Annotated in this window: 24 protein-coding genes and 3 tRNA genes; 20 read left to right on the plus strand and 7 right to left on the minus strand. The window is 53.0% G+C overall.

All coding sequences use genetic code 11. The features are described from left to right. Positions 1-17: 17 nt before the first annotated feature. Together asd and rsgA are read right to left on the minus strand one after the other, a co-directional pair. Positions 18-986 (minus strand): archaetidylserine decarboxylase, encoded by a 969-nt coding sequence (gene asd, locus AL515_RS03850; RefSeq protein WP_061067092.1) that lies wholly within the window; start codon positions 984-986, stop codon positions 18-20. Positions 987-1,078: 92 nt separating this feature from the next. Continuing rightward, positions 1,079-2,131, minus strand: coding sequence for a small ribosomal subunit biogenesis GTPase RsgA (gene rsgA / locus AL515_RS03855; protein WP_061067093.1), 1,053 nt, complete (start codon positions 2,129-2,131; stop codon positions 1,079-1,081). A gap of 106 nt (positions 2,132-2,237) precedes the next feature. On the opposite strand from rsgA, the gene orn reads away from it, so the two are divergent. The 4 genes from orn to AL515_RS03875 all read left to right on the plus strand — a co-directional run bounded on the left by orn (position 2,238) and on the right by AL515_RS03875 (position 3,445). Then, complete coding sequence (gene orn / locus AL515_RS03860; protein WP_003839477.1) at positions 2,238-2,783, plus strand: oligoribonuclease; 546 nt, start codon at positions 2,238-2,240, stop codon at positions 2,781-2,783. 241 nt (positions 2,784-3,024) lie between these two features. Further along, positions 3,025-3,100, plus strand: a tRNA-Gly gene (locus tag AL515_RS03865). Positions 3,101-3,137: 37 nt separating this feature from the next. Further along, positions 3,138-3,213, plus strand: a tRNA-Gly gene (locus AL515_RS03870). Between the two features lie 156 nt (positions 3,214-3,369). Further along, positions 3,370-3,445 (plus strand) — tRNA-Gly (locus AL515_RS03875). 269 nt (positions 3,446-3,714) lie between these two features. On the opposite strand, the gene queG is transcribed toward AL515_RS03875, so the two are convergent. Beyond that, positions 3,715-4,854 carry a tRNA epoxyqueuosine(34) reductase QueG gene (gene queG, locus AL515_RS03880; protein WP_061067094.1) on the minus strand — a complete coding sequence of 380 codons (1,140 nt, stop codon included), beginning with the start codon at positions 4,852-4,854 and terminating at the stop codon, positions 3,715-3,717. Between queG and nnr the strand changes: the two genes are divergently transcribed. From nnr to AL515_RS03960, 15 genes are all read left to right on the plus strand, one after another. Continuing rightward, positions 4,853-6,400 (plus strand): bifunctional ADP-dependent NAD(P)H-hydrate dehydratase/NAD(P)H-hydrate epimerase, encoded by a 1,548-nt coding sequence (nnr, locus tag AL515_RS03885; RefSeq protein WP_061067095.1) that lies wholly within the window; start codon positions 4,853-4,855, stop codon positions 6,398-6,400. The genes queG and nnr overlap by 2 nt on opposite strands. Then, positions 6,372-6,833, plus strand: coding sequence for a tRNA (adenosine(37)-N6)-threonylcarbamoyltransferase complex ATPase subunit type 1 TsaE (gene tsaE, locus AL515_RS03890; RefSeq protein WP_048212897.1), 462 nt, complete (start codon positions 6,372-6,374; stop codon positions 6,831-6,833). The genes nnr and tsaE overlap by 29 nt, the downstream gene beginning before the upstream one ends. A gap of 16 nt (positions 6,834-6,849) precedes the next feature. Further along, positions 6,850-8,172, plus strand: a complete 1,323-nt coding sequence (gene amiB, locus AL515_RS03895; RefSeq protein ID WP_061067096.1) for an N-acetylmuramoyl-L-alanine amidase AmiB — start codon at positions 6,850-6,852, stop codon at positions 8,170-8,172. Positions 8,173-8,181: 9 nt separating this feature from the next. Next, positions 8,182-10,050 (plus strand): DNA mismatch repair endonuclease MutL, encoded by a 1,869-nt coding sequence (gene mutL / locus AL515_RS03900; protein ID WP_061067097.1) that lies wholly within the window; start codon positions 8,182-8,184, stop codon positions 10,048-10,050. Then, the gene (gene miaA / locus AL515_RS03905) at positions 10,043-10,993 is read left to right on the plus strand and encodes a tRNA (adenosine(37)-N6)-dimethylallyltransferase MiaA (RefSeq protein WP_061067098.1); all 951 of its coding nucleotides are present in this window, start codon (positions 10,043-10,045) and stop codon (positions 10,991-10,993) included. The genes mutL and miaA overlap by 8 nt, the downstream gene beginning before the upstream one ends. Before the next feature lie 84 nt (positions 10,994-11,077). Next, positions 11,078-11,386, plus strand: coding sequence for an RNA chaperone Hfq (gene hfq, locus AL515_RS03910; protein ID WP_003025584.1), 309 nt, complete (start codon positions 11,078-11,080; stop codon positions 11,384-11,386). 74 nt (positions 11,387-11,460) lie between these two features. Continuing rightward, on the plus strand, positions 11,461-12,741 hold the full coding sequence (gene hflX / locus AL515_RS03915) for a ribosome rescue GTPase HflX (protein WP_003025589.1): 1,281 nt from the start codon (positions 11,461-11,463) through the stop codon (positions 12,739-12,741). Positions 12,742-12,930: 189 nt separating this feature from the next. Then, on the plus strand, positions 12,931-14,184 hold the full coding sequence (hflK, locus tag AL515_RS03920; RefSeq protein ID WP_061067099.1) for an FtsH protease activity modulator HflK: 1,254 nt from the start codon (positions 12,931-12,933) through the stop codon (positions 14,182-14,184). Positions 14,185-14,186: 2 nt separating this feature from the next. Next, a complete protein-coding gene (gene hflC, locus AL515_RS03925; protein ID WP_061067100.1) occupies positions 14,187-15,191 on the plus strand; it encodes a protease modulator HflC in 1,005 nt (334 codons plus the stop codon). 82 nt (positions 15,192-15,273) lie between these two features. After that, complete coding sequence (locus tag AL515_RS03930; protein WP_005122170.1) at positions 15,274-15,471, plus strand: DUF2065 domain-containing protein; 198 nt, start codon at positions 15,274-15,276, stop codon at positions 15,469-15,471. Positions 15,472-15,573: 102 nt separating this feature from the next. Beyond that, entirely contained in the window at positions 15,574-16,872 is a 1,299-nt protein-coding gene (gene purA, locus AL515_RS03935; protein WP_048212891.1) for an adenylosuccinate synthase, read from the plus strand. 216 nt (positions 16,873-17,088) lie between these two features. Continuing rightward, the gene (gene nsrR / locus AL515_RS03945) at positions 17,089-17,514 is read left to right on the plus strand and encodes a nitric oxide-sensing transcriptional repressor NsrR (RefSeq protein WP_005134424.1); all 426 of its coding nucleotides are present in this window, start codon (positions 17,089-17,091) and stop codon (positions 17,512-17,514) included. 156 nt (positions 17,515-17,670) lie between these two features. Further along, entirely contained in the window at positions 17,671-20,133 is a 2,463-nt protein-coding gene (rnr, locus tag AL515_RS03950; protein WP_048212890.1) for a ribonuclease R, read from the plus strand. A 70-nt stretch (positions 20,134-20,203) separates the two neighbouring features. Continuing rightward, a complete protein-coding gene (rlmB, locus tag AL515_RS03955; RefSeq protein ID WP_003830482.1) occupies positions 20,204-20,935 on the plus strand; it encodes a 23S rRNA (guanosine(2251)-2'-O)-methyltransferase RlmB in 732 nt (243 codons plus the stop codon). 119 nt (positions 20,936-21,054) lie between these two features. Beyond that, positions 21,055-22,677: an isovaleryl-CoA dehydrogenase gene (locus tag AL515_RS03960; protein WP_061067101.1), complete on the plus strand. Its 1,623-nt coding sequence runs from the start codon at positions 21,055-21,057 to the stop codon at positions 22,675-22,677. Between the two features lie 85 nt (positions 22,678-22,762). Here AL515_RS03960 and yjfN read toward each other — a convergent pair whose 3' ends face one another. Both yjfN and bsmA read right to left on the minus strand, forming a co-directional pair. Next, a complete protein-coding gene (gene yjfN, locus AL515_RS03965; protein ID WP_082193776.1) occupies positions 22,763-23,038 on the minus strand; it encodes a DUF1471 family protease activator YjfN in 276 nt (91 codons plus the stop codon). A gap of 147 nt (positions 23,039-23,185) precedes the next feature. Next, positions 23,186-23,515, minus strand: coding sequence for a biofilm peroxide resistance protein BsmA (gene bsmA / locus AL515_RS03970; RefSeq protein WP_040232967.1), 330 nt, complete (start codon positions 23,513-23,515; stop codon positions 23,186-23,188). Positions 23,516-23,696: 181 nt separating this feature from the next. On the opposite strand from bsmA, the gene yjfP reads away from it, so the two are divergent. Then, positions 23,697-24,446 (plus strand): esterase, encoded by a 750-nt coding sequence (gene yjfP / locus AL515_RS03975; protein WP_061067102.1) that lies wholly within the window; start codon positions 23,697-23,699, stop codon positions 24,444-24,446. On the opposite strand, the gene ulaR is transcribed toward yjfP, so the two are convergent. Continuing rightward, positions 24,443-25,198 carry an HTH-type transcriptional regulator UlaR gene (ulaR, locus tag AL515_RS03980; protein ID WP_061067103.1) on the minus strand — a complete coding sequence of 252 codons (756 nt, stop codon included), beginning with the start codon at positions 25,196-25,198 and terminating at the stop codon, positions 24,443-24,445. The two genes, yjfP and ulaR, sit on opposite strands and share 4 nt — an antisense overlap. Before the next feature lie 106 nt (positions 25,199-25,304). Further along, the gene (gene ulaG, locus AL515_RS03985; RefSeq protein ID WP_048212879.1) at positions 25,305-26,369 is read right to left on the minus strand and encodes an L-ascorbate 6-phosphate lactonase; all 1,065 of its coding nucleotides are present in this window, start codon (positions 26,367-26,369) and stop codon (positions 25,305-25,307) included. Positions 26,370-26,528 lie beyond the last annotated feature (159 nt).

The following is a 26,528-nucleotide window of genomic DNA, read 5'->3' on the forward strand; positions in this document are numbered from 1 at the left end:
AGCAGCGATTCCTATGTTTAACTTTCGTCTTTTTTGTCGTCAACCAGCGGGCTGGCGTCGTGTTCTGCTTCGATCTCTTCTTTCGTCTGCGGGGCCGGTTCTGTCTCTGGCGTCACGAAAGTCTCGGTCGAGATGGCCATTGGCTGGCCAATTTTAGTCACGGAAAGGTCCTGCAACTGCTCAACCAGGTTAACTTTGCCTGGCGCGAACAGGTTGATGACGGTGGAACCGAGCTTAAAGCGGCCCATTTCCTGACCTTTCAGCAGCGCCACCGATCCTTCGCTTTCGCCTTCCGGCCAGGTCCAGCGCTTGATGACGCCTTCACGCGGTGGGGTAATGGTGCCAGCCCACGCGGTTTCAATACTGCCGACGATGGTCGCACCGACCAGAATCTGCACCATCGGACCAAATTCGGTATCAAACAAACAGATTACGCGTTCGTTGCGGGCAAACAGGTTCGGTACGTTTTGCGCAGTCAGGATGTTTACAGAGAAGAGATCGCCCGGTACATACATCATTTCACGCAGGATACCGTTACACGGCATGTGTACTCGGTGGTAATCGCGTGGAGACAAGTAAGTGGTTACAAACGTACCGTTGCGGAATTTGTCCGCCATCTGGTAGTTGCCAGCCAGCAGCGCTTCAAGGGTATAGCTGTGCCCTTTAGCCTGCAGCAATTTGTCTTCTTCGATGTTGCCTAACTGGTTGATCACGCCGTCAGCGGGCATGACCAGTACGTTTGGATCGGTATTAATCGGGCGAGCATCGTCGCGCAGCGGGCGAACAAAGAAGTCGTTAAAGGTGCGATAGCTGGCAGTGTCCGGCTTTTGCGCCTCTTTCATATCGACCTTGTAGTATTTCACGAACAGATCGATAACCAGTTTAGTCAGCCATCCCGCTCGTTTGCTCGCACCCCAACCCGCCAGGCGAGTGAGCCATAGTTTCGGCAGAATGTATTGTAGCGAAAGCTTAAATGAGTTTAACAAGGTAGCCTCCAGGCCATAATTTGTTCCCGATCCGGCATGTGGGCCGGATCCTGAAAAAAGGGGGACGATTCTAGCGATGCTTAGCTTAGTTGTCAGTCGTCTGTATCAGAAAAGTTTTTACGCGTTTTTACCTGCGCCATGCTTTCCAGGATGCGGTGATAATTTTCAAACCGAACCTCAGCAATTTTCCCTTCCTCGACAGCTTCACGAATTGCACAGCCCGGATCTGCATCATGTTTACAGTCGCGGTACTTGCAATGACCTAAATAGTCATGAAATTCGACAAAGCCATCAGTGATTTGTTCCGGTTCAAGATGCCACAGCCCAAACTCACGTACACCGGGGGAGTCGATGACATCGCCGCCGTGAGGGAAGTGGTACAGGCGAGAAGCTGTTGTGGTGTGCTGCCCAAGACCAGAGTTGTCGGAGACATCATTGGTCAGGATCTCTTCCTGCAGGCCGAGAAGATTATTGAGCAGGCTGGATTTGCCTACGCCTGACTGACCGGCGAAAATGCTGATGCGATCGGTTAACGCTTCTTCAAGCGGTTTCAGGCCGTCTTTAGTGCGGCTTGAGACCATCAACACGCGATAACCAATGTGGCGATAAATATCCATCTGCTCGTTAACGAAGGCCATACCTTCGTCGTCCAGCAGATCAATTTTGTTGAGTACGATGATGGGCTCTACGTGCAAGGTTTCGCAAGCCACCAGATAGCGGTCGATAATATTCAGTGACAGCTCAGGTAAGATGGCTGAGACAATTACGATTTGATCGATGTTGGCCGCAATGGGTTTCACCCCGTCGTAAAAGTCCGGGCGAGTGAGTACTGAGGTACGCTCATGTACCGCCTCAACGATCCCTTTAACATTCACGCCCTCTGCTGCCGCTTTACCCGGACGCCAGACTACACGATCGCCGGTAACCAGCGAACGAATGGTACGGCGGATGTTGCAACGGTGAATTTCCCCGTCAGCAGATTCTACGTCGGCATGCATGCCAAAACGGCTGATAACGATGCCTTCAGCGGTCTCGCCAAACAGGTTGTCGTCGTAGTCGGGCTTCTCCGCGGACGTTTTAAGACGACGCTGGTGATTGGCGTTCACGCGGCGCTGTTGGCCTTTGGAGAGTTTATTCTTACTCAATCGGACTGGCTCCTGGTCGCCCATGATGGGCAAAACATTTATGATACACGCAATTTTAGATGAATATAGTCACACTGAATGTGACGTCTGAAGGGTGGAAAATAGCATGAGTGCCAATGAAAACAACCTGATTTGGATCGATCTGGAGATGACAGGTCTGGATCCCGAGCGCGATCGCATTATTGAGATCGCTACGCTAGTGACTGATGCCAACCTGAATATCCTGGCTGAAGGACCGACAATTGCGGTGCATCAGTCTGATGAGCAACTGGCGTTAATGGATGACTGGAACGTACGTACGCATACCGGAAGTGGGCTGGTGGAACGCGTAAAAGCGAGCACCATGGGCGATCGTGAAGCCGAACTGGCGACGCTGGCCTTTTTAAAAGAGTGGGTTCCGGAAGGGAAATCACCTATCTGTGGCAACAGCATCGGCCAGGATCGCCGTTTCCTGTTTAAATACATGCCGGAGCTGGAGGCGTATTTCCATTATCGCTATCTGGACGTCAGCACGCTCAAAGAACTGGCGCGTCGTTGGAAGCCGGAAATCCTGGCTGGCTTCACCAAGCAGGGAACGCATCAGGCGATGGACGATATTCGTGAATCGGTTGCCGAGCTTGCTTACTATCGCGAACATTTCATTAAGCTTTGATTTTGTGGATTGCCGGGTGGCGGCTACGCCTTACCCGGCTTACGAATATCGTTCCTGTGAGCTTGCACTGAGGCAGAATTGTCGCTAAATTAGACGACTTGCCGATAAATTCAGCACTTAAACAGAAAAATGAGAAAATCGCTTTTTGGGGGGTTGCAGCTAAACGGATTTCTCGTATAATGCGCCTCCCGTAACGACAGAGAATTACGCGTTACGGCAGCAACAAAAGCAGTACAGATTTGCGGGAATAGCTCAGTTGGTAGAGCACGACCTTGCCAAGGTCGGGGTCGCGAGTTCGAGTCTCGTTTCCCGCTCCAAAATTTGAAAATGCTTGTAAAGCAAAGACACACCCAAGCGGGAATAGCTCAGTTGGTAGAGCACGACCTTGCCAAGGTCGGGGTCGCGAGTTCGAGTCTCGTTTCCCGCTCCAAAATTTGAAAGTGCTTATAAAGCACAGACCACCAATCGCAGGATTTCGAATTGCGACAAGGCAGCAACTGAATGAGTCCTTAGGAGCTTACTGAAGTAAGTGACTCAGGTGAATGAAGGCAGCCAACGCAGTAGCAGTTCGAAAGACGAAGATTATGCGGGAATAGCTCAGTTGGTAGAGCACGACCTTGCCAAGGTCGGGGTCGCGAGTTCGAGTCTCGTTTCCCGCTCCAAATTCTTACCCCAATAAAAATATCCACAACGAATAATCGCGTTGGGGACGTTTTGTTTCGTCATTGACATACTCTTGTAAACAGACTTATCCACAGGCTCGGGTATTATTCCTGGAATACAAAAAACTTCGCTGGGTGAATAGTATCATTTTAACTATTTGAAATTATTGAATTAATTATCATTTCAAATTGTTAATGCGATCACTTGACGATTTTTTCCCTCTTGAATATCAATGTGTTTTTATTTTTATACACAAGCTGTGGATGACTTACGCGTCGCGCGGCAGACCCTTTTCAATGACCCTGACCAAACGTTGTTTCTTCGGTAACTGCACCTCAACGACGCAGGCATTTCGCTTCTCAATTTGCTGAGCAACCGCCCAGTCTATGTGTTCGTCGAGAAGTGGGTGCTCACCTCTGCGACTTTCCAGAACGTGAATAACCGCGTCATCCCATGGGGCATTACCCAACGCAACGGCGATATTTCGCAGCCAGCGCAGGTGGCCAATACGGCGAATGGCAGACCCCTCCGTGACTTTTAAAAACCACGCTTCGCTCCAGCTAAACAGCTCTATTAACTCCGGAGCATGAAGTTGCTTGCGGGGGGAGAAGTCATCCTCTGTCGTCAACTGCGAATAGCGGTTCCATGGGCAAATGAGCTGACAATCATCGCAGCCGTAAATTCGATTCCCCAACAGAGGACGAAATTCTTCCGGGATAGCACCTTCCAGTTCGATAGTGAGATACGAGATACAGCGGCGTGCGTCTACCGTGTAGGGTTCCACGATGGCCCCGGTGGGACAGATGGTCATACAGGCAACACATTTCCCGCATCCTTCTTCGACTGGCTTATCGACCGGCAGGGGCACGTCGATCAGTAATTCCCCGAGGAAGAAAAATGAACCTGCTTCGCGATTGAGGATAAGTGAGTGCTTACCTGTCCAGCCAAGTCCTGCTTTTTCTGCCAAAGGACGCTCAAGAATGGGCGCGGAATCGACAAAAGGTCTAAAATTCAGCGAAACGCAGTGCTGTTGAATCCTCTCTCCCAGCTTTTTTAAGCGGTTACGCAGTAGCTTATGGTAGTCGCGCCCAAGCGCGTAACGGCTGACGTAACCGAGTGAGGGGTTTTTCAACGTGCTGGCAAAGGCGGCATTAGCAGGCAGATAGTTCATACGTACGCTGATGACGCGTAGCGTACCGGGTAATAATTCGTGAGGTCGGGCGCGCATCATGCCGTGACGGGCCATCCAGTCCATCTCGCCGTGGTATTGTTTATCCAGCCAGGCCTGCAGTTTGGGCTCCGCTTCGCTGAGGTCGGTATCGGCAATACCGACCTGCTGAAAGCCAAGCTCCAGCCCCCACTGCTTAATATTTTGCGCTAACTGATTGAGATCGAGGGGCTCTGACATGACGGACCATACAATGAAGAAAAACCCCGCAAGTATACCACATTCCATCTGGCACGCCGATGACATCAGGCGGATGGAGCGAGAGGCGGCAGACAGTTTAGGGCTGACGTTGTATGAGCTGATGCAACGGGCGGGAGAGGCGGCGTTTCAGGTCACCCGCGAGGCCTATCCGAATGCCCAACACTGGCTGGTGCTCTGCGGTCATGGCAACAACGGCGGTGATGGTTACGTGGTGGCAAGGCTTGCCAAAGCGCAGGGGCTTGACGTTACGTTGCTGGCGCTCGAGAGTGATAAACCGCTCCCCGAGGAAGCGCGGCAGGCGCACGACGCCTGGCTTAACGCCGGTGGCGTGATTCATGCTGCGGATATTAACTGGCCAGACAGCGTGGACGTCATTATTGATGCGCTGTCAGGTACTGGCTTAAAAAACGCGCCGCGTGAACCTCTCCCGGCGTTGATCGAACGTGCCAATAGCCACCCAGCCCCTACAATCGCAATCGACATTCCATCCGGCCTACTGGTGCAGACTGGGGCGACGCCGGGGGCTGTCATCAACGCTGCGCACACCGTTACCTTTATTGCGCTCAAGCCTGGTCTGCTCACCGGTAAAGCACGCGATGTCACCGGACGTCTGCATGTTAACGCACTCGGGCTGGACGACTGGCTGGCGGGGCAGAACGCGCCGCTGCAACGTTTTGATGCTCAACAGCTTGCGCACTGGCTAACGCCGCGTCGTCCCACCTCACACAAAGGCTCCCACGGTCGGCTGGTGATTATCGGCGGCGACCACGGCACGGCAGGCGCAATACGCATGGCCGGTGAAGCGGCGCTGCGCGCAGGAGCCGGGCTGGTCAAAGTGCTGACTCGTAGTGAAAACATTGCGCCTGTTCTGACTGCCAGACCAGAACTGATGGTCGATGCGCTGACGCCGCAGACGCTGGAAGAGTGTCTGGCATGGGCGGATGTGGTGGTGATAGGCCCTGGGCTTGGTCAGCAGGAGTGGGGCAAAAAAGCGCTGCAAAAAGTAGAGAATTTTCGCAAACCGATGCTCTGGGATGCGGATGCGCTGAACCTGCTGGCAATCAATCCCGATAAACGTCACAATCGCGTGATCACGCCGCATCCTGGTGAAGCCGCGCGGCTGCTGGGCTGTTCCATTGCAGAAATTGAAGACGATCGCTTACTTTGTGCGCAACGTCTGGTAAAACGGTACGGAGGCGTGGTTGTGCTGAAAGGCGCGGGTACGGTTGTTGCTGCTGAACAGGCTGAGCTGGGTATTATTGATACCGGCAATGCCGGGATGGCCAGCGGCGGAATGGGTGATGTGCTTTCCGGTATTATTGGCGCATTGCTCGGACAGAAGCTTACCCCGTATGATGCAGCCTGTGCGGGATGTGTTGCGCATGGTGCGGCAGCGGATGTGCTGGCGGCGCGTTTTGGTACGCGCGGCATGCTGGCGACAGATCTCTTTACCACGCTACAGCGTATTGTTAACCCTGATGTGATTGACGTTTATCATGATGAATCGAGTAATTCCACTACCTGATGAACAGGCGACTTTAGACCTGGGACTGCGGGTAGCTAAAGCCTGTGACGGCGCGACGGTAATTTATTTGTACGGCGACCTGGGGGCGGGTAAAACCACTTTCAGCCGGGGATTCCTGCAGGCGTTAGGCCACAAAGGTAATGTAAAAAGCCCCACCTACACGCTGGTTGAACCCTATGCGCTCGATAATTTGATGGTATATCACTTCGATCTGTACCGACTTGCGGACCCGGAGGAGCTGGAATTTATGGGGATCCGCGATTATTTTGCCAATGATGCCATCTGCCTGGTGGAATGGCCGCAACAAGGTAAAGGTGTACTACCAGACCCGGACGTCGAAATACACATTGAATATCAGGCGCAAGGTCGTGAGGCGCGCGTAAGTGCAGTCTCCTCATCGGGTGAATTATTGCTGGCGCGTTTAGCCGATTAACCTTAAGGGTGGCGGGATGATTTATCGCATCAGAAACTGGCTGATGGCAACCCTGGTCCTGCTGTGCGCGCAGGCAGGGGCCGCCAGCCTCTCCGATCTTCAGGTCTCTAATGGCGATCAACTGGCGCGGATTACGCTGAGCTTTATTGGCGATCCTGAATACGCCGTGACCCAGGACGGGAAACGAACCGTCGCGCTGGATATTAAACAAACCGGTGTCATTCAGGGATTACCGCTGCTGTTTAGCGGCAATAATCTGGTGAAATCTATCCGTTCCGGCACGCCAAAAGATGCGCAGTCTCTGCGCCTGGTGGTGGATTTAACCGAGAACGGCAAAGCCGAAGCCGTTAAACGCCAGAACGGTGGCAATTATACCGTTGTGTTTACCATCAAAGCGGATGCGCCGCCACCACCGCCAGTGGTGGCGAAGCGTGTTGAAACGCCGGTTGTCGCCCCTCGTCCTGCCGAGCCTGCGCGTAATCCGTTTAAAGCGGAAAATGATCGCACGACGATCGTTACTAACAGTAATACCTCCACACGACCTGCGGCGCGCGCCAGCACCGGTAACGGCGATAAAGTGGTTATTGCCATTGATGCCGGACACGGCGGGCAGGATCCGGGGGCGATTGGCCCTGGCGGCACGCGTGAGAAAAACGTCACGATTGCCGTGGCGCGCAAACTGCGCAGCTTGCTCAATGATGACCCGATGTTTAAAGGCGTACTCACCCGTGATGGCGATTATTTTATCTCGGTGATGGGGCGTTCAGACGTCGCGCGTAAACAAAACGCCAATTTCCTGGTCTCTATTCATGCGGATGCCGCGCCAAACCGGGATGCCACCGGCGCTTCCGTCTGGGTTCTGTCAAACCGTCGGGCGAACAGTGAGATGGCCGGCTGGCTGGAACAGCACGAGAAGCAATCAGAGCTGTTGGGCGGCGCGGGCGATGTGCTGGCAAACAGCCAGTCCGATCCTTATCTCAGCCAGGCCGTGCTGGACCTGCAGTTCGGCCATTCGCAACGTGTCGGGTATGATGTGGCGACCAGCATGATCGGCCAGTTAGAACGTATTGGCTCGATGCATAAGCGTCGTCCTGAACACGCCAGTCTGGGGGTATTACGTTCGCCTGATATCCCGTCAGTGCTGGTTGAGACCGGCTTTATCAGTAACAACAGCGAAGAGCGTCTGTTGGCGAGTGATGATTATCAGCAGCAGCTGGCCGAGGCGATTTACAAAGGATTGCGTAACTATTTCCAGGCGCACCCGATGCAAACCGGGCCGCAGGGCGCACAGGCGCAAACCGCCAGTGCTGTATCGCCTGGCAGCACGTTAACAAATTAAGGATTAGCCATGCCGATTCAGGTTCTACCGCCACAGCTGGCGAACCAGATTGCCGCAGGCGAGGTGGTAGAACGGCCTGCGTCAGTGGTGAAAGAGCTGGTGGAAAACAGCATTGATGCCGGTGCGACGCGCATTGATATTGATATAGAGCGCGGTGGTGCGAAGCTTATCCGTATTCGTGACAACGGCTGCGGGATTAAAAAAGACGAGCTGGCGTTGGCGCTGGCGCGTCACGCCACCAGTAAAATTGCCTCGCTTGACGATCTCGAGGCCATCGTGAGCCTCGGATTTCGCGGCGAAGCGTTAGCCAGCATTAGCTCAGTCTCTCGTTTAACCCTGACGTCGCGCACGCAAGAGCAGCCTGAAGCCTGGCAAGCCTATGCCGAAGGGCGCGACATGGATGTGACGGTTAAACCTGCTGCGCATCCGGTGGGTACTACGCTGGAAGTGCTGGATCTGTTTTACAACACGCCAGCCCGGCGCAAGTTTATGCGCACCGAAAAAACCGAATTTAATCATATTGATGAGATTATTCGCCGCATTGCGCTGGCACGTTTTGATGTGACGATTAATTTGTCACATAACGGCAAAATGGTGCGCCAGTACCGCGCTGTGGCTGCAGACGGACAGAAAGAGCGTCGACTTGGCGCGATTTGCGGTACGCCGTTTCTGGAACATGCGCTGGCGATTGAATGGCAGCATGGCGATTTAACCCTGCGCGGCTGGGTGGCCGATCCGAACCACACAACGGCAGCGCTGGCGGAAATCCAGTACTGCTATGTGAATGGTCGGATGATGCGCGACCGGCTGATCAACCATGCTATCCGCCAGGCCTGTGAAGATAAGCTGGGAGCCGATCAACAACCCGCTTTTGTGCTGTATCTGGAAATCGACCCGCATCAGGTGGATGTTAACGTACATCCTGCCAAACATGAGGTCCGTTTTCATCAATCCCGCCTGGTGCACGATTTTATTTACCAGGGCGTGTTGAGCGTCCTGCAACAGCAGCTTGAAACATCGCTGCCGTTGGCTGACGACAATGAGCTTGCCCCAAGGCACATCCCGGAAAACCGTGTCGCCGCCGGACGTAACCATTTTGCCGAACCGACTCCCGCGCGCGAACCAGCGACACCGCGTTACTCTGCTTCCACTGGCGCTGGAAGCGGCAGTAGTGGCGCAGGCCGTCAAGCGGCGAGTTGGCCGCATGCCCAGCCTGGATATCAAAAGCAGCAGGGCGAAATTTATCAGCGCCTGCTGCAGACACCGGCTCCAATGCACAAACCACCGGTCGCTGAAACGCCGGCAGCACCTCTTACCGGTAACAGTCAAGGGTTTGGAAGGGTGCTGACTATCGTAGGGACCGACTGTGCATTACTGGAAAGCGATAGCCAGATTCGGCTGCTGGCGTTACCTGTTGCGGAACGGTGGTTGCGGCAGGCGCAGCTTACGCCCGGCCAGGCCCCTGTTTGCGCTCAGCCATTGCTGATCCCGTTACGTCTAAAAGTCACCGCTGATGAAAAAGCAGCGTTGCAAAAAGGGCAGAGCCAACTGGCCGATTTGGGGATTGAATTTCAGCTGGATGCGCAGCATGTGACCATCCGGGCGGTGCCTTTACCCTTACGCCAACAAAATTTACAAATCTTGATTCCTGAACTGATAGGCTACCTGGCGCAGCAAACCGTATTCGAAGCGGGCAACATTGCGCAGTGGATTGCACGTAACCTGATGAGTGAGCATCCGCAGTGGAGTATGGCCCAGGCGATTACGCTGTTGGCGGATGTTGAGCGGCTATGCCCACAACTCGTGAAGGCACCGCCGGGTGGTCTGTTACAACCTGTTGATTTACATTCGGTAATGAACGCCCTGAAACATGAGTGATACCCGTAAGGCGAGCCTGCCAAAGGCGATTTTTTTGATGGGGCCAACGGCCTCCGGTAAAACAGCATTAGCAATTGAATTGCGTAAAGTTTTGCCCGTAGAGTTGATAAGCGTTGATTCCGCCCTTATTTACAAGGGGATGGATATCGGCACCGCGAAGCCTGATGCTGATGAATTGAAGGCCGCACCACACCGATTGCTGGATATTCGCGATCCGGCGCAAGCGTATTCTGCTGCGGATTTTCGTCGCGATGCGTTAGCTGAGATGGCCGACATCACCGCCGCGGGGCGTATCCCGTTGCTGGTGGGCGGCACAATGTTATATTTCAAAGCCTTGCTTGAAGGGCTGTCGCCGTTACCGTCGGCGGACCCGGAAGTCAGGGCCAGAATTGAGCAGCAGGCGGCAGAGCAGGGTTGGGACGCGTTACACCGACAGCTTCAGGACATCGATCCGGTGGCTGCGGCGCGTATTCATCCAAATGATCCGCAAAGACTTTCCCGGGCACTGGAAGTTTTTTTCATTTCGGGTAAAACTTTAACGGAGCTGACGCAAACGTCAGGAGATGCTTTGCCGTATGAGGTGCACCAGTTTGCAATCGCCCCGGCGAGCCGTGAACTGCTCCATCAGCGAATTGAGCAGCGTTTTCATCAGATGTTAGCTTCAGGTTTTGAAGCAGAAGTCCGGGCGCTTTTTGCCCGTGGAGATTTGCATACGGATTTGCCTTCCATTCGTTGTGTAGGGTATCGCCAGATGTGGTCATACATTGAAGGTGAAATTTCATACGATGAAATGGTTTATAGAGGTGTTTGCGCCACGAGGCAGTTGGCGAAGCGACAGGTAACCTGGTTGCGTGGTTGGGAAGGGGTGCACTGGCTTGACAGTGAAAAGCCTGACCAGGCGCGAAACGAAGTATTACAGGTTGTTGGTGCTATCGCGAACTGAATGTGTACAATTGAAACGTATCGTGCGCAATTTTTCAGAATCGAAAGGTTCAAAGTACAAATAAGCATATAAGGAAAAGAGAGAATGGCTAAGGGGCAATCTTTACAAGATCCGTTCCTGAACGCACTGCGTCGGGAACGTGTTCCAGTTTCTATTTATTTGGTGAATGGTATTAAGCTGCAAGGTCAAATCGAGTCTTTTGATCAGTTCGTGATCCTGTTGAAAAACACGGTCAGCCAGATGGTTTATAAGCACGCGATTTCTACTGTTGTCCCGTCTCGCCCGGTTTCTCATCACAGCAATAATGCCACCGGCGGCACTGGCAGCAACTACCATCACGGTAGCAACGCGCAAGGTTCATCTGCGCAACAGGACAGCGAAGAAACCGAATAAGGTTGTTAGCTGTTTTACACACGGGGAGCCAGCGATCCTGCGTTCCCCGTTGATATATATTAAGGGGTTGACGCTTGTTTGACCGTTATGATGCCGGTGAGCAGGCGGTACTGGTACACATCTATTTTTCGCAAGACAAAGATATGGAAGACCTCCAGGAGTTTGAATCTCTGGTTTCTTCCGCCGGTGTCGAAGCAATGCAGGTGATTACCGGGAGCCGTAAAGCACCGCACCCGAAGTATTTTGTTGGTGAAGGTAAGGCAATCGAAATTGCCGAAGCCGTAAAAGCGACTGGCGCTGCGGTGGTGATTTTTGATCATGCTCTAAGCCCTGCCCAGGAACGTAACCTGGAACAGTTGTGCCAGTGTCTTGTTATCGACAGGACTGGTCTTATTTTAGATATTTTTGCCCAGCGTGCGCGCACCCATGAGGGTAAGTTGCAGGTTGAGCTGGCGCAGTTGCGCCATATGGCTACACGCCTGGTCCGTGGCTGGACTCACCTTGAAAGGCAAAAGGGCGGGATTGGTTTGCGTGGTCCGGGTGAAACCCAGCTCGAAACCGACCGTCGTTTGCTGCGTAATCGCATTTTGCAAATACAGTCGCGCCTGGAAAAAGTTGAAAAGCAACGTGAGCAGGGGCGGCAGTCGCGCAAGAAAGCGGATGTCCCAACTGTATCACTGGTGGGATATACCAACGCCGGAAAATCCACCCTGTTCAACCAGATAACCGAAGCCCGGGTCTACGCAGCGGATCAGTTGTTTGCGACCCTGGACCCGACGCTGCGCCGAATAGACGTAGCGGACGTCGGTGAAACCGTGCTGGCGGATACCGTAGGGTTTATCCGTCATTTACCGCACGACCTGGTGGCGGCGTTTAAAGCCACCCTGCAGGAAACTCGTCAGGCGACATTGCTGCTGCACGTCATTGATGCAGCAGATTTTCGTGTACAGGAAAACATCGAGGCCGTCGACACGGTGCTCGAAGAGATCGATGCGCATGAGATCCCGACTCTGTTGGTGATGAATAAAATCGATATGCTGGATGATTTTGAACCGCGTATCGACAGAGATGAAGAGAATAAACCGATTCGCGTTTGGGTTTCAGCGCAAACGGGAATAGGTATACCACAGCTTTTTCAGGCTTTGACAGAGCGACTTTCCGGTGAGGTTGCGCAACATACGTTGCGTTTGCCGCCGCAGGAAGGGCGACTGAGAAGCCGGTTTTACCAACTTCAGGCAATAGAGAAAGAGTGGATGGAGGAGGACGGCAGCGTAGGTCTGCAGGTTCGTATGCCGATCGTAGACTGGCGTCGCCTCTGTAAACAAGAACCGGCACTGGAAGACTATGTTGTCTGACCTGACGGATATGGCCTGAAGATTTTTTCGCCTCTATTCCTCGTGGATTTTATGCGGCAGAAAGGCGGCAAGTCCTGAAATTTCCAGGTGCATAGTCAACTATGTGACTGGGGTTGAAAGATGTAGCCAACGCATCTGCAGCGCAAAAAACGCAGGTATAGCATCGCATAACAAATATGGAGCACAAACATGGCGTGGAATCAGCCCGGTAATAACGGACAAGACCGCGACCCCTGGGGAAGCAGCAAACCTGGCGGCAACCCAGAGGGAAATGGAAACAAAGGTGGTCGCGATCAGGGACCTCCCGATCTGGATGATATCTTCCGCAAACTGAGTAAAAAACTCGGTGGTTTGGGTGGTGGTAAAGGTACGGGTTCTGGTGGTGGTAGTTCATCACAAGGCCCGCGTCCGCAACTGGGCGGCCGAGTCTTTACTATCGCAGCGGCAGCTATCGTCATTATCTGGGCGGCTAGTGGTTTCTACACCATTAAAGAAGCGGAACGTGGCGTGGTGACACGCTTCGGTAAATTCAGCCATCTGGTTGAGCCGGGTCTGAACTGGAAACCGACCTTTATCGACGAAGTGACCCCGGTCAACGTGGAAGCTGTGCGTGAACTCGCCGCATCCGGCGTGATGCTGACATCAGACGAAAACGTCGTGCGCGTTGAAATGAACGTGCAGTACCGTGTGACCGATCCGCAGCGTTACCTGTTTAGCGTAACCAGCGCGGATGACAGTCTGCGTCAGGCAACCGACAGCGCCCTGCGTGGGGTCATCGGTAAATACACCATGGATCGTATCCTGACTGAAGGGCGTACCGTTATTCGTAGCGATACCCAGCGTGAACTGGAAGAAACCATTCGTCCATACAACATGGGTATCACCCTGCTGGACGTCAACTTCCAGGCTGCACGTCCACCGGAAGAGGTAAAAGCGGCGTTTGATGATGCTATCGCAGCGCGTGAAAACGAGCAGCAGTACATCCGTGAAGCAGAAGCGTATACCAACGAAGTTCAGCCACGTGCAAACGGTCAGGCGCAGCGTATTCTGGAAGAAGCGCGTGCGTATAAGACTCAGACCATCCTGGAAGCACAGGGTGAAGTGGCTCGCTTCGCAAAAATTCTGCCGGAATATAAAGCCGCACCGCAAATTACCCGCGAGCGTCTGTATATCGAAACCATGGAAAAAGTGCTGAGCAATACCCGCAAAGTCCTGGTTAACGATAAAGGCAGCAATCTGATGGTTCTGCCGCTGGATCAAATGCTGAAAGGTGGTAGTGCGCCAGCAGCAAAGACTGACAGCAGTTCAAACCTGTTGCGTCTGCCGCCAGCAACGACTTCCAGCACTGGAGCAAGTAATACATCGTCCACCAGTCAGGGCGACATTATGGACCAACGCCGCGCGAATGCGCAGCGTAACGACTACCAGCGTCAGGGGGAATAACGATGCGTAAGTCAGTTATTGCGATTATCATCATCGTTCTGGTAGTTCTGTTCATGTCTGTCTTTGTGGTCAAAGAAGGCGAGCGCGGCATTACTCTGCGCTTTGGTAAAGTTCTGCGTGACGATGAAAACAAGCCGCTGGTCGTTGCACCAGGCCTGCACTTCAAGATTCCGTTTATTGAATCTGTGAAGATGCTCGATGCGCGTATTCAGACCATGGACAACCAGGCCGATCGCTTTGTCACCAAAGAGAAGAAAGACCTGATTGTTGACTCCTACATCAAGTGGCGCATCAGTGACTTTAGCCGTTACTACCTGGCAACGGGCGGTGGCGATGTTTCTCAGGCGGAAGTCCTGCTTAAACGTAAGTTCTCTGACCGTCTGCGTTCTGAAATTGGTCGTCTGGACGTGAAGGACATCGTTACCGATTCCCGCGGTCGTCTGACCCTGGAAGTTCGTGACGCGCTGAACTCCGGCTCTGCTGGCACGGAAGATGAAGTCGCGACGCCGGCGGCGGATAGCGCGATAGCCGAAGCGGCTGAACGTGTGCAGGCAGAAACGAACGGTAAAGTTCCGGTCATCAACCCGAACAGTATGGCGGCACTGGGTATCGAAGTGGTCGATGTGCGTATCAAGCAAATCAACCTGCCAGCTGAAGTGTCTGAGGCTATTTACAACCGTATGCGCGCTGAGCGTGAAGCGGTAGCGCGTCGCCATCGTTCACAAGGTCAGGAAGAAGCGGAAAAACTGCGTGCAACAGCGGACTATGAAGTCACTAAAACGCTGGCAGAATCTGAGCGCCAGGGCCGCATCATGCGCGGTGAAGGTGATGCAGAAGCCGCTAAATTGTTTGCCGATGCGTTCAGCCAGGATCCTGACTTCTACGCCTTCATCCGTAGCCTGCGCGCTTACGAGAAGAGTTTCGAAGGAAACCAGGATGTGATGGTCATGAGCCCGGACAGCGATTTCTTCCGTTACATGAAGACGCCGAATAGCGCAACACGCTAAAATAGCTCCAGCGGTTTTAGACCAGCAAAACCACCGGCATCCCCAGGGATGCGGTGGTTTTCTTTTTATATAAGGACGACGGATGAATTCAACAATTTTGCTGGCGCTCGCGCTGGTTTTGGTGCTGGAAGGCCTGGGCCCTATGCTGTATCCCCGCGCCTGGAAGAAAATGATCTCGGCGATGGCACAACTTCCTGAAAATATTTTACGTCGTTTTGGTGGAGGTCTTGTGGTTGCGGGCGTAGTGGTCTACTACATGTTGAGGAAAACGATTGGCTGAACAATAAGTAGACTAATTTGCAGGATTTTGGATGCAAAAAGTGCTGTATATCTGAAAAAGCGGTGGTAGAATCCATTTTTAAGCAAACGGTGATTTTGAAAAATGGGTAACAACGTCGTCGTACTGGGCACCCAATGGGGTGACGAAGGTAAAGGGAAGATCGTCGATCTTCTGACTGAACGGGCTAAATATGTTGTGCGCTACCAGGGCGGTCACAACGCAGGCCATACTCTCGTAATCAACGGTGAAAAAACCGTCCTCCATCTTATTCCATCAGGTATTCTTCGCGAGAATGTAACCAGCATCATCGGTAACGGTGTTGTACTGTCTCCGTCCGCGCTGATGAAAGAGATGAAAGGGCTGGAAGATCGTGGTATCCCGGTTCGTGAGCGCCTGCTGCTGTCTGAAGCGTGTCCGCTGATCCTTGATTATCATGTTGCGTTGGATAACGCTCGTGAGAAAGCGCGCGGTGAGAAAGCGATCGGCACCACCGGTCGTGGTATCGGCCCGGCTTATGAAGATAAAGTGGCTCGTCGCGGTCTGCGCGTTGGCGATCTGTTTGATAAAGCAACTTTCGCTGAAAAACTGAAAGAAGTGATGGAATATCACAACTTCCAGCTGGTGAATTTCTATAAAGTTGAAGCAGTTGACTACCAGAAAGTGCTGGATGACGTGATGGCAATTGCCGACATCCTGACATCTATGGTTGTTGATGTTTCCGATCTGCTGGACCAGGCGCGTAAGCGTGGCGATTTCGTCATGTTCGAAGGTGCGCAGGGTACGCTGCTGGATATTGACCACGGTACCTATCCGTACGTAACGTCTTCCAACACCACCGCAGGTGGCGTGGCAACCGGCTCCGGCCTGGGTCCGCGTTATGTGGACTACGTTCTGGGTATCATCAAAGCTTACTCTACACGTGTCGGTGCGGGTCCGTTCCCGACTGAGCTGTTTGATGACGTTGGCGAGTTCCTGTGCAAACAAGGTAACGAGTATGGCGCGACCACCGGTCGTCGTCGTCGCACCGGTTGGCTGGACTCCGTTGCTGTGCGTCGCGCAGTACAGATTAACTCCCTGTCTGGCTTCTGCCTGACCAAACTGGACGTACTGGACGGTTTGAAAGAGGTGAAAATCTGTGTCGCTTACCGTATGCCGGATGGTCGTGAAGTCACGACGACTCCGCTGGCAGCTGACGACTGGAAAGGTATTGAGCCGATTTACGAAACCATGCCGGGCTGGTCTGAATCTACCTTCGGCGTGAAGGACCGTAGCGGTCTGCCGCAGGCAGCACTGAACTACATCAAGCGTATTGAAGAACTGACCGGTGTGCCGATTGATATTATCTCAACTGGCCCAGACCGTACTGAAACCATGATCCTGCGCGACCCGTTCGACGCATAATTCTGGTTATAGCGTGGCGTCGAATGGCGCTGCGCTTGCACTATCTTAGGCCGGATGGAGTGCTTTGCAGCAGCATTCGGCTTAAAATCACGTAAGTTCCTCGCTTTTTTCCTTCCTGAACTGAAATAAATTAGCGACCTGGCTGGTGGCTGGTTTATCATCAATATAATTAATACCACCAGGTTTATCCGTTTTATCCCTTTTCCTGAGGTTGATGTGCAGTTAACAAGTTTCACCGATTACGGATTACGTGCGCTAATCTACATGGCGTCACTTCCCGAAGGACGTATGACCAGTATTTCTGAGGTGACAGAAGTCTACGGCGTGTCCCGTAATCATATGGTCAAAATAATCAATCAACTTAGCCGGGCGGGCTTTGTTACTGCTATTCGTGGAAAAAATGGCGGTATCCGCCTGGGCAAACCGGCTAAAGCTATTGGTATTGGTGATGTGGTTCGCGAGCTGGAACCGCTATCGTTGGTCAATTGTAGCAGCGAGTTTTGCCACATTACCCCAGCCTGTCGACTCAAACAGGCGCTTTCTAAGGCAGTGCAAAGTTTTCTCACGGAACTGGACAACTACACACTTGCTGATTTGGTTGAAGAAAATCAACCGCTTTATAAATTATTGCTGGTGGAGTAATGAAGTCCAAAGTATTTCGCGTCGCATCGCGGCGGCAACTGAGCGACTCCCGGGAGCTTACAAAAGTAAGTGACTGAGGGGGAGCAAAGGCAGCCAACAAAGAGGCGTCGTGAAAGACGAAGGAATTCCATCAGAGCTGACAATGGAGGAACCTCGATGTCACAAGATCCTTTCCAGGAACGCGAAGCAGAAAAATACGCGAATCCTATCCCGAGCCGGGAATTTATCCTCGAACATTTAACTAAACGTGAAAAACCGGCCAACCGCGATGAGCTGGCCGCTGAACTCAACATTGAAGGTGAAGAGCAGCAAGAAGCGCTGCGTCGCCGCCTGCGCGCCATGGAGCGTGACGGGCAACTGGTCTTCACCCGCCGTCAGTGCTATGCGCTGCCAGAACGTCTTGACCTGCTGAAAGGCACCGTTATTGGCCACCGTGATGGCTACGGCTTTCTGCGCGTTGAAGGCCGCAAAGATGACCTGTACCTGTCCAGCGAGCAGATGAAAACCTGCATTCATGGCGATCAGGTACTGGCACAGCCGCTGGGCGCGGACCGTAAAGGTCGTCGCGAAGCGCGTATTGTGCGCGTCCTGGTGCCAAAAACCAGCCAGATTGTTGGTCGGTACTTCACCGACGCTGGCGTTGGGTTTGTTGTCCCTGACGACAGCCGCCTGAGCTTCGATATCCTGATCCCGCCGGAAGAGGTGATGGGGGCTCGTATGGGCTTTGTGGTGGTGGTTGAACTCACCCAGCGCCCGACTCGCCGTACCAAAGCGGTGGGTAAAATTGTTGAAGTGCTGGGTGACAACATGGGAACCAGCATGGCCGTTGATATGGCCCTGCGTACTCATGAAATTCCCTATATCTGGCCGCAGGCTGTTGAGAAACAGGTCGCCGGACTGAAAGAAGAAGTACCGGAAGAAGCGAAAATAGGACGTGTCGATCTGCGCGACCTGCCGCTGGTGACTATCGATGGCGAAGATGCGCGTGATTTCGATGATGCCGTCTATTGCGAGAAGAAACGTGGCGGCGGCTGGCGTTTATGGGTGGCGATTGCTGACGTCAGTTATTACGTTCGCCCGCCGACTCCGCTGGACCAGGAAGCCCGCAGCCGCGGCACATCCGTCTACTTCCCATCGCAGGTTGTTCCGATGCTGCCGGAAGTGCTGTCTAACGGATTGTGTTCGCTCAACCCGCAGGTGGACAGGTTGTGTATGGTCTGCGAAATGACCATTTCGTCGAAAGGCCGTTTAACCGGCTTTAAATTCTACGAAGCGGTCATGAGTTCCCATGCTCGTCTGACTTACACCAAGGTCTGGCACATGCTGCAGGGCGACCAGGAGTTGCGTGAGCAGTACGCGCCGTTGGTTAAACACATTGAAGAGCTGCACAACCTCTACAAAGTGCTGGATAAAGCGCGTGAAGAGCGTGGTGGTATCTCGTTTGAAAGTGAAGAAGCGAAGTTTATCTTCAATGCTGAACGCCGTATTGAGCGTATCGAGCAGACGCAACGTAATGACGCGCACAAACTGATTGAAGAGTGCATGATCATGGCGAACATCTCAGCGGCGCGATTCGTTGAGAAAGCCAAAGAGCCCGCGCTGTTCCGTATTCACGATAAGCCGACGACCGAAGCGATTAACTCGTTCCGTTCGGTGCTGGCGGAGCTGGGACTGGAGCTGCCTGGCGGCAACAAACCGGAGCCACGTGATTACGCGGAACTGCTGGAGTCGATTGCTGACCGTCCTGACGCAGAAATGCTGCAAACCATGCTGCTGCGTTCGATGAAGCAGGCGATTTACGATCCGGAAAACCGTGGTCACTTCGGCCTGGCGCTGCAATCTTATGCACACTTTACTTCACCGATCCGTCGTTACCCGGATCTCTCCTTGCACCGGGCGATTAAGTATCTGCTGGCGCAGGAGCAGGGCCATAAAGGCAACACCACGGAAACGGGTGGCTACCATTATTCGATGGAAGAGATGCTGCAACTGGGTCAACACTGTTCAATGGCAGAGCGCCGTGCTGACGAAGCCACACGCGATGTCTCTGACTGGCTGAAGTGCGACTTCATGCTGGATCAGGTGGGTAATGTCTTTAAAGGCGTGATTGCCAGCGTGACGGGTTTTGGCTTCTTTGTCCGCCTTGATGAGCTGTTTATCGATGGTCTGGTGCATGTCTCCTCCCTGGATAACGACTACTATCGTTTCGACCAGGTTGGGCAGCGCCTGACGGGGGAATCCAGCGGTCAAATGTATCGCCTGGGCGATCGGGTGGAAGTCCGTGTGGAAGCTGTCAATATGGACGAGCGTAAAATCGACTTCAGTTTGATCTCCAGCGAACGTGCGCCGCGCAATGAAGGTAAAACCGCGCGCGAAAAAGCGAAAAAAGGCGATGCGGGTAAAAATACCGGTAAACGTCGTCAGATGGGCAAAAAGGTGAATTTCGAGCCGGACAGCGCTTTCCGCGGCGAGAAGAAAGGCAGAGCCAAACCTCAGGCGGATAAGAAAGCGGCTGAGAAGAAAGGCGATAAAAAAGCGAAAAAGCCATCGGCAAAAACGCTTAAAATCGCTGCCGCCACCAAAGCTAAACGTGCAGCGAAAAAGAGCGTCGCACAATAACCGCCACAAACAGTAAGTCGGGCAACCCCGCGTTGCCCGCGTTACGCATAAACTATTAACGAGTACATTCATGAGTGAAATGATTTACGGCATCCATGCGGTGCAGGCTTTGCTGGAACGTGCGCCGGAGCGCTTCCAGGACGTCTTTATTCTCAAAGGTCGTGAAGATAAACGCCTGCTGCCGCTGATCCACGCACTGGAAGCACAGGGTGTTGTCATCCAGTTGGCTAACCGCCAGTTCCTGGATGAGAAAAGCGAGGGTGCGGTACATCAGGGAATTATTGCTCGCGTGAAACCGGGTCGTCAGTACCAGGAAAACGATCTGCCGGATCTGATTGCTACACTCGATCAGCCGTTCTTTTTGATCCTGGATGGCGTCACTGATCCACATAACCTGGGCGCATGTTTGCGTAGCGCCGATGCCGCTGGCGTACATGCGGTTATCGTGCCGAAGGATCGTTCTGCGCAGTTGAATGCGACGGCGAAAAAAGTCGCCTGTGGCGCGGCAGAAAGCGTACCGCTGATCCGCGTGACCAACCTGGCGCGCACCATGCGTATGTTGCAGGAAGAGAACATCTGGATCGTTGGTACCGCAGGCGAAGCTGACCATACGTTGTATCAGAGCAAAATGACCGGACGTCTGGCGCTGGTAATGGGTGCAGAGGGCGAAGGTATGCGCCGTCTGACCCGTGAACACTGTGATGAACTGATCAGCATCCCAATGGCCGGGAGCGTTTCATCGCTTAACGTCTCTGTTGCGACGGGAATTTGCCTGTTTGAAGCTGTTCGTCAGCGCGGGTAATTGATTCCTCCTTCTCTTAAGCCATCCTTCGGGATGGCTTTTTTGTGACCTTAATCCCAGGCACTCTCTTCTCTGACTGGCCATACTTAAGGCGACGGCCATTGACGGAGGGAGACACAATGCACTGGCAAACGCATACCGTTTTTAACCAACCTGTACCGCTCAATAACAGCAATTTGTACCTGTCGGATGGGGCTCTGTGCGAAGCGGTCAATCGCGAAGGCGCAGCTTGGGACAGCGATCTCCTCGCCAGTATTGGTCAGCAGTTAGGGACTGCGGAATCGCTCGAATTGGGTCGGTTAGCTAACGCTTATCCACCCGAACTGTTGCGCTACGACCCGCAGGGGCAGCGGCTGGATGATGTGCGGTTTCATCCCGCCTGGCATTTGCTGATGCAGGGATTGTGCGCCAACCGCGTACATAACCTGGCCTGGGAAGAGGAGGCCAGGCAGGGCTCGTTTGTTGCCCGGGCTGCACGTTTTATGCTGCATGCGCAGGTGGAAGCGGGCACCTTGTGTCCGGTGACCATGACGTTTGCCGCCACGCCGCTGTTACTTCAAATGTTACCCGCCCCCTTTCACGACTGGCTGACGCCGCTGCTAAGCGACCGTTATGACTCGCATTTACTGCCCGGAGGGCAAAAGCGCGGGCTACTGATTGGTATGGGTATGACTGAAAAACAGGGTGGCTCAGATGTGCTGAGCAATACCACTCAGGCAGAACGTCTTGTCGACGGCTCGTATCGGCTGGTGGGACATAAGTGGTTTTTCTCCGTACCGCAAAGCGATGCCCATTTGGTGCTGGCCCAGGCAAAGGGCGGTTTATCCTGTTTTTTTGTACCGCGATTTTTACCCGATGGGAGCCGGAATGCGATTTGCCTTGAACGACTGAAAGATAAGTTAGGCAACCGCTCCAACGCCAGCTGCGAGGTTGAATTCCACGATGCGATCGGCTGGCTATTGGGTGAAGAAGGGGAAGGTATCCGCCATATCCTGAAAATGGGCGGGATGACGCGTTTTGACTGCGCGCTCGGCAGCCACGGCATGATGCGACGTGCTTTTTCCGTGGCGATTTACCATGCGCATCAGCGGCAGGTATTTGGTAAACCTTTGATCGAACAACCGATGATGCGTCAGGTACTAAGCCGAATGGCGTTGCAACTGGAAGGGCAGACCGCGCTACTGTTTCGGCTGGCGCGAGCCTGGGATCGTCGTACCGATACGAAAGAAGCGCTGTGGGCCAGATTATTCACACCCGCAGCGAAATTTGCCATCTGCAAAAATGGCATGCCGTTCGTTGCCGAGGCGATGGAAGTACTGGGCGGGATTGGCTACTGCGAGGAGAGCGAGCTACCGCGCCTGTACCGTGAGATGCCGGTAAACAGTATCTGGGAAGGCTCCGGCAACATTATGTGCCTTGATGTATTGCGGGTACTTACAAAACAACCCGGCATCTACGATATGCTCAGCGAAGCCTTTGCGGAGGTAAAGGGACAAGATCGGCATTACGATCGAATGGTGCGCAAGCTGCAGCAGCATTTACGTAAACCCAGCGAGGAGTTGGGACGGGAGATTACGCAGCAATTGTTCCTGCTCGGCTGCGGGGCGCAGATGTTGCGTTATGCCTCTCCGCCAGTCGCGCAAGCCTGGTGTCAGATGATGCTGGATACGCGTGGTGTAACACAGTTTTCTGCACAGGTGCAGGGTGATTTGCTGCTGCGGGCGACGGGAGGAATACGGTAATACTATGCCAGATGGCGATGCTGTCGCGTCGTATCCTGTCTACGTTCAATACAGGCAGGATACGTTTACGCCATCCGGCAATCTGTTATGCATAAAGTATGGCCTGTACGCGCCAGTTATCTGGCTGCTGTTCTTCGTACATCTGAATGATCCGATACCATGAGGCACCTTGTTCATCCGCTTTTAACGCGATTACACGTTCTACATCCTGCGGATTCCCTGCAATGTTACTGACAGAGATCAGGCCAATTTCGTTCAGGCCCGTAACGCAGTCAGCACTGGCGAACTCGGCAGACTGCGCCGTTGTACCTACCAGTCCGGCAGAAAACAGCAGTGAGGATAAGGCAAGTGATTGTTTCATCGTCAGCTCCATTATTCGTACCCCTACACATGGCAGGGCATTCCATCGCGATAATAAACCTCAAGCTCCCTGCTGTTGGTTTATTGTGCACAGGTAAACGCATAGGGGCGCAAAGCAATGTAAAGCTGACTAAATTTCAAGCCAATGTTATTTACGATACAAAATAGCTTGTGAATACCATTGGCCTGTCACGATGGTCTCATCAACTAATAAGACAACGTAATAATCAGCTTTAGCCGCGACGGCTTTGGCACGGATCTCTGCCAGCGCATCATCTGGAGAGCCTCTTACCAGCGCATTGACTGTCCCTATTCGCTGCAACCCGTTGCTTTGGTCGCGGCGGATCTCTTGCGGGTGGTCGGCTACGGGCGGTGCAGGTTGTGGTGTACCCTGTAACACGCTACAGGCGCTTAAAAACGTCACCAGCAACAAAGAGGCAAACCGACGCATAACTCTATCTCGTTTCCTGATAGCCATAGTGTAGTGCCTTATTAAATTCCCTTTAGGGGAATGTTCCCGAATTGTTATCTCTCACGCGATTTTCGAATGAAAATGTTGCGAAAGCGTAACCCAGTTCTCAACATTATGAATCATTGCCGAACACATTCGCTTGCGTTAAGTATTGCTGCATGGCATACCAGAAAGAAAGAGGCGACAAATGATCGAAATTGAAACACGACAGTTGGCGGGTATCCCTGTCCTGCACGCCGTTCCGGCTGGCAAACGCGAATGTTCACTCCCTTGTATTATCTTCTATCACGGGTTTACCTCTTCAAGCCTGGTCTACAGCTATTTTGCCGTTGCTCTGGCTCAGGCTGGATTCCGGGTCGTGATGCCAGATGCGGCCGATCATGGTGCCCGCTTCACTAGTGATGCACAGGGGAGAATGTACCGCTTCTGGCAGATTTTGCAGCAAAATATGCAGGAGTTTACGACGTTACGTGCGGCGCTGGTGGCGGAAAATTGGCTATCAGATGAACGACTTGCCGTTGCGGGGGCGTCAATGGGAGGAATGACGGCGTTGGGTATTATGGCCCGCCACCCCGAGGTTAAATGTGTAGCCAGCCTGATGGGGTCGGGCTATTTTACCCGGCTTGCGCAGACGCTTTTTCCCCCTTTGCATGTCCAGACGCCAGAGCAGCAGGCGGAGTTCGATGCCGTTATTGCACCGCTCGCCGAATGGGACGTTACGCATCAACTGCAACGCCTGGCCGACAGACCGTTGCTGCTGTGGCATGGACAGGAGGACGATGTGGTTCCGGCTGTGGAAACTTTTCGTTTGCAGCAGGCGTTAATTCAGGCAGGTCTGGATAACCATCTGACCTGCCTGTGGGAAGCGGGTGTCCGACACCGCATTACGCCAGAAGCGCTGGCTGCGACGGTAGCATTTTTCCGCCAGCACCTCTAAACCCGCAAAATGTTCACGCCCTGAGCTTCAAGTTGTTGCAGAATCTCAGGGTTCGCGTTTTTACCGGTAATCAGCGTATCGATTTGATCGGCGCGACTGAACAGCATTCCCGCGCGTTCACCGACCTTACTGCTATCGACCAGTACCACCAGTTTGCCCACCACGTTAAGCATCTTCTGCTCGGCCATCGCGGTCAGCATATCGGTTTTATACAGTCCGTCCGCAGTCAATCCTTTACCGCTGGTAAACATCCAGTGTCCGGCATACAGGCTATTTTCACTGCCTTGTGGGCTAAGCGTGATGGATTGGCTTTTGTTGTATTGCCCGCCCATGATGATCACGCTGTCATGCTCCTGGTCGATCAGATAGTTTGCCAGCGGCAGATAGTTGGTGATGATCTGCACCGGCTTGCCGCACATTTCACGACCCAGCAGGAAAGCGGTCGATCCGCAGTTGATCACCACGCTTTCTCCCGCATTCACAAGCTGGGACGCCGCCTTGGCAATACGGACTTTTTCATCGTGGTTCTGCGCCTGGTGTAAATTCATTGGCGTCCAGCGTGGACGCTGCTGGGTAATAGCTTCTGCGCCGTTGCGGACTTTCTTGAGTTTGCCGCTTTCGTCGAGTTTGTTGATGTCCCTACGCGCCGTTGCGGGTGAAATCCCCAGACGCTCAATTACGTTCTCAACGGTAACAAAGCCCAACTGCGCCAGCATATCCAGCAATATTTGATGTCTTTGTGCTTCAGTCATGAGCTATTCCGATACAAATTGATTTGAAAAGATGATATTTGAAATAGCCTGGAAATACTAAAGTAAAAGGGAAAAAATGCCGGGATAGCCCGGCATTTTGTGTGGATCACAGGAAGGATTTAAACGGTAAATCCGGTTCAATGGTGAAGCAGTCATCAAAGCCGCGCGGATAGTGATATTCAAAGTTATCTTTGTCCAGCGGCCAGGTGAACTTGCCACCTACCTGCCAGATGAATGGCTTAAAGCCATACTTAAGGCGATCTTTTTTCATCTCCCACAGTACGCGGATCTCCTGTGGATCGGCCTGAAAGTTTGACCAGATGTCATGATGGAAAGGGATCACGACTTTTGTATTCAGCGCTTCCGCCATACGCAGCATGTCGGCGCTGGTCATTTTGTCCGTAATCCCACGAGGGTTCTCACCGTAGGAGCCGAGCGCGACGTCGATCTGATATTCGTTGCCATGTTTTGCATAGTAGTTGGAGTAGTGCGAATCACCGCTGTGGTACAGCGTACCGCCCGGCGTTTTGAACAGGTAGTTAACTGCACGTGCATCCATGCCGTCAGGCAGGACGCCTGCTGCTTTTTGATCTGCAGGCAAGGTGATTAATGCAGTACGATCAAACGCGTCGAGCGCATGAATCTCAATATCGTTTACTTTAACTACGTCGCCCGGTTTCACCACGATGCAGCGTTCTTTTGGCACACCCCAACCGATCCACAGATCCACGCAGGTTTGTGGGCCGATAAACGGCACGTCGTCGGCGCAGTTCTGCATGACGGCTGCCGCAACATTCACGTCGATGTGGTCGTTATGATCGTGCGTCGCCAGTACCGCATCGATCTGTCGAATGGCAAACGGATCAAGAACAAACGGCGTGGTGCGCAGGTTAGGCTGCAGTTTTTTTACCCCAGCCATACGTTGCATTTGGTGGCCGGTTTTCATCAGCGGGTTGCCGTGACTCTGTTTACCCGTGCCGCACCAGAAATCGACGCAGATGTTAGTCCCGCCTTCCGACTTCAGCCAAATTCCGGTACAGCCAAGCCACCACATAGCGAAAGTGCCTGGTGCGACCTGTTCCTGTTCGATCTCTTCATTCAGCCAGCTTCCCCACTCCGGGAATGTACTCAGGATCCATGATTCACGCGTGATGCTTTTTACTTTACTCATCGCATTTACCTTCATTTTTGTTCAAATTAAATCAACATGTGATTTGTTTTGATTGATCCTGACATTATTTTTTCATATTGGCAATGGGGGATTTTTGAGCTTTGTGCGGATAACAGAAAAGGTAATGTAATGATTTTAGGTGATTTTACGCTATTCCTC

Source organism: Citrobacter sp. FDAARGOS_156 (assembly GCF_001559235.2).
GTDB lineage: Bacteria > Pseudomonadota > Gammaproteobacteria > Enterobacterales > Enterobacteriaceae > Citrobacter > Citrobacter youngae.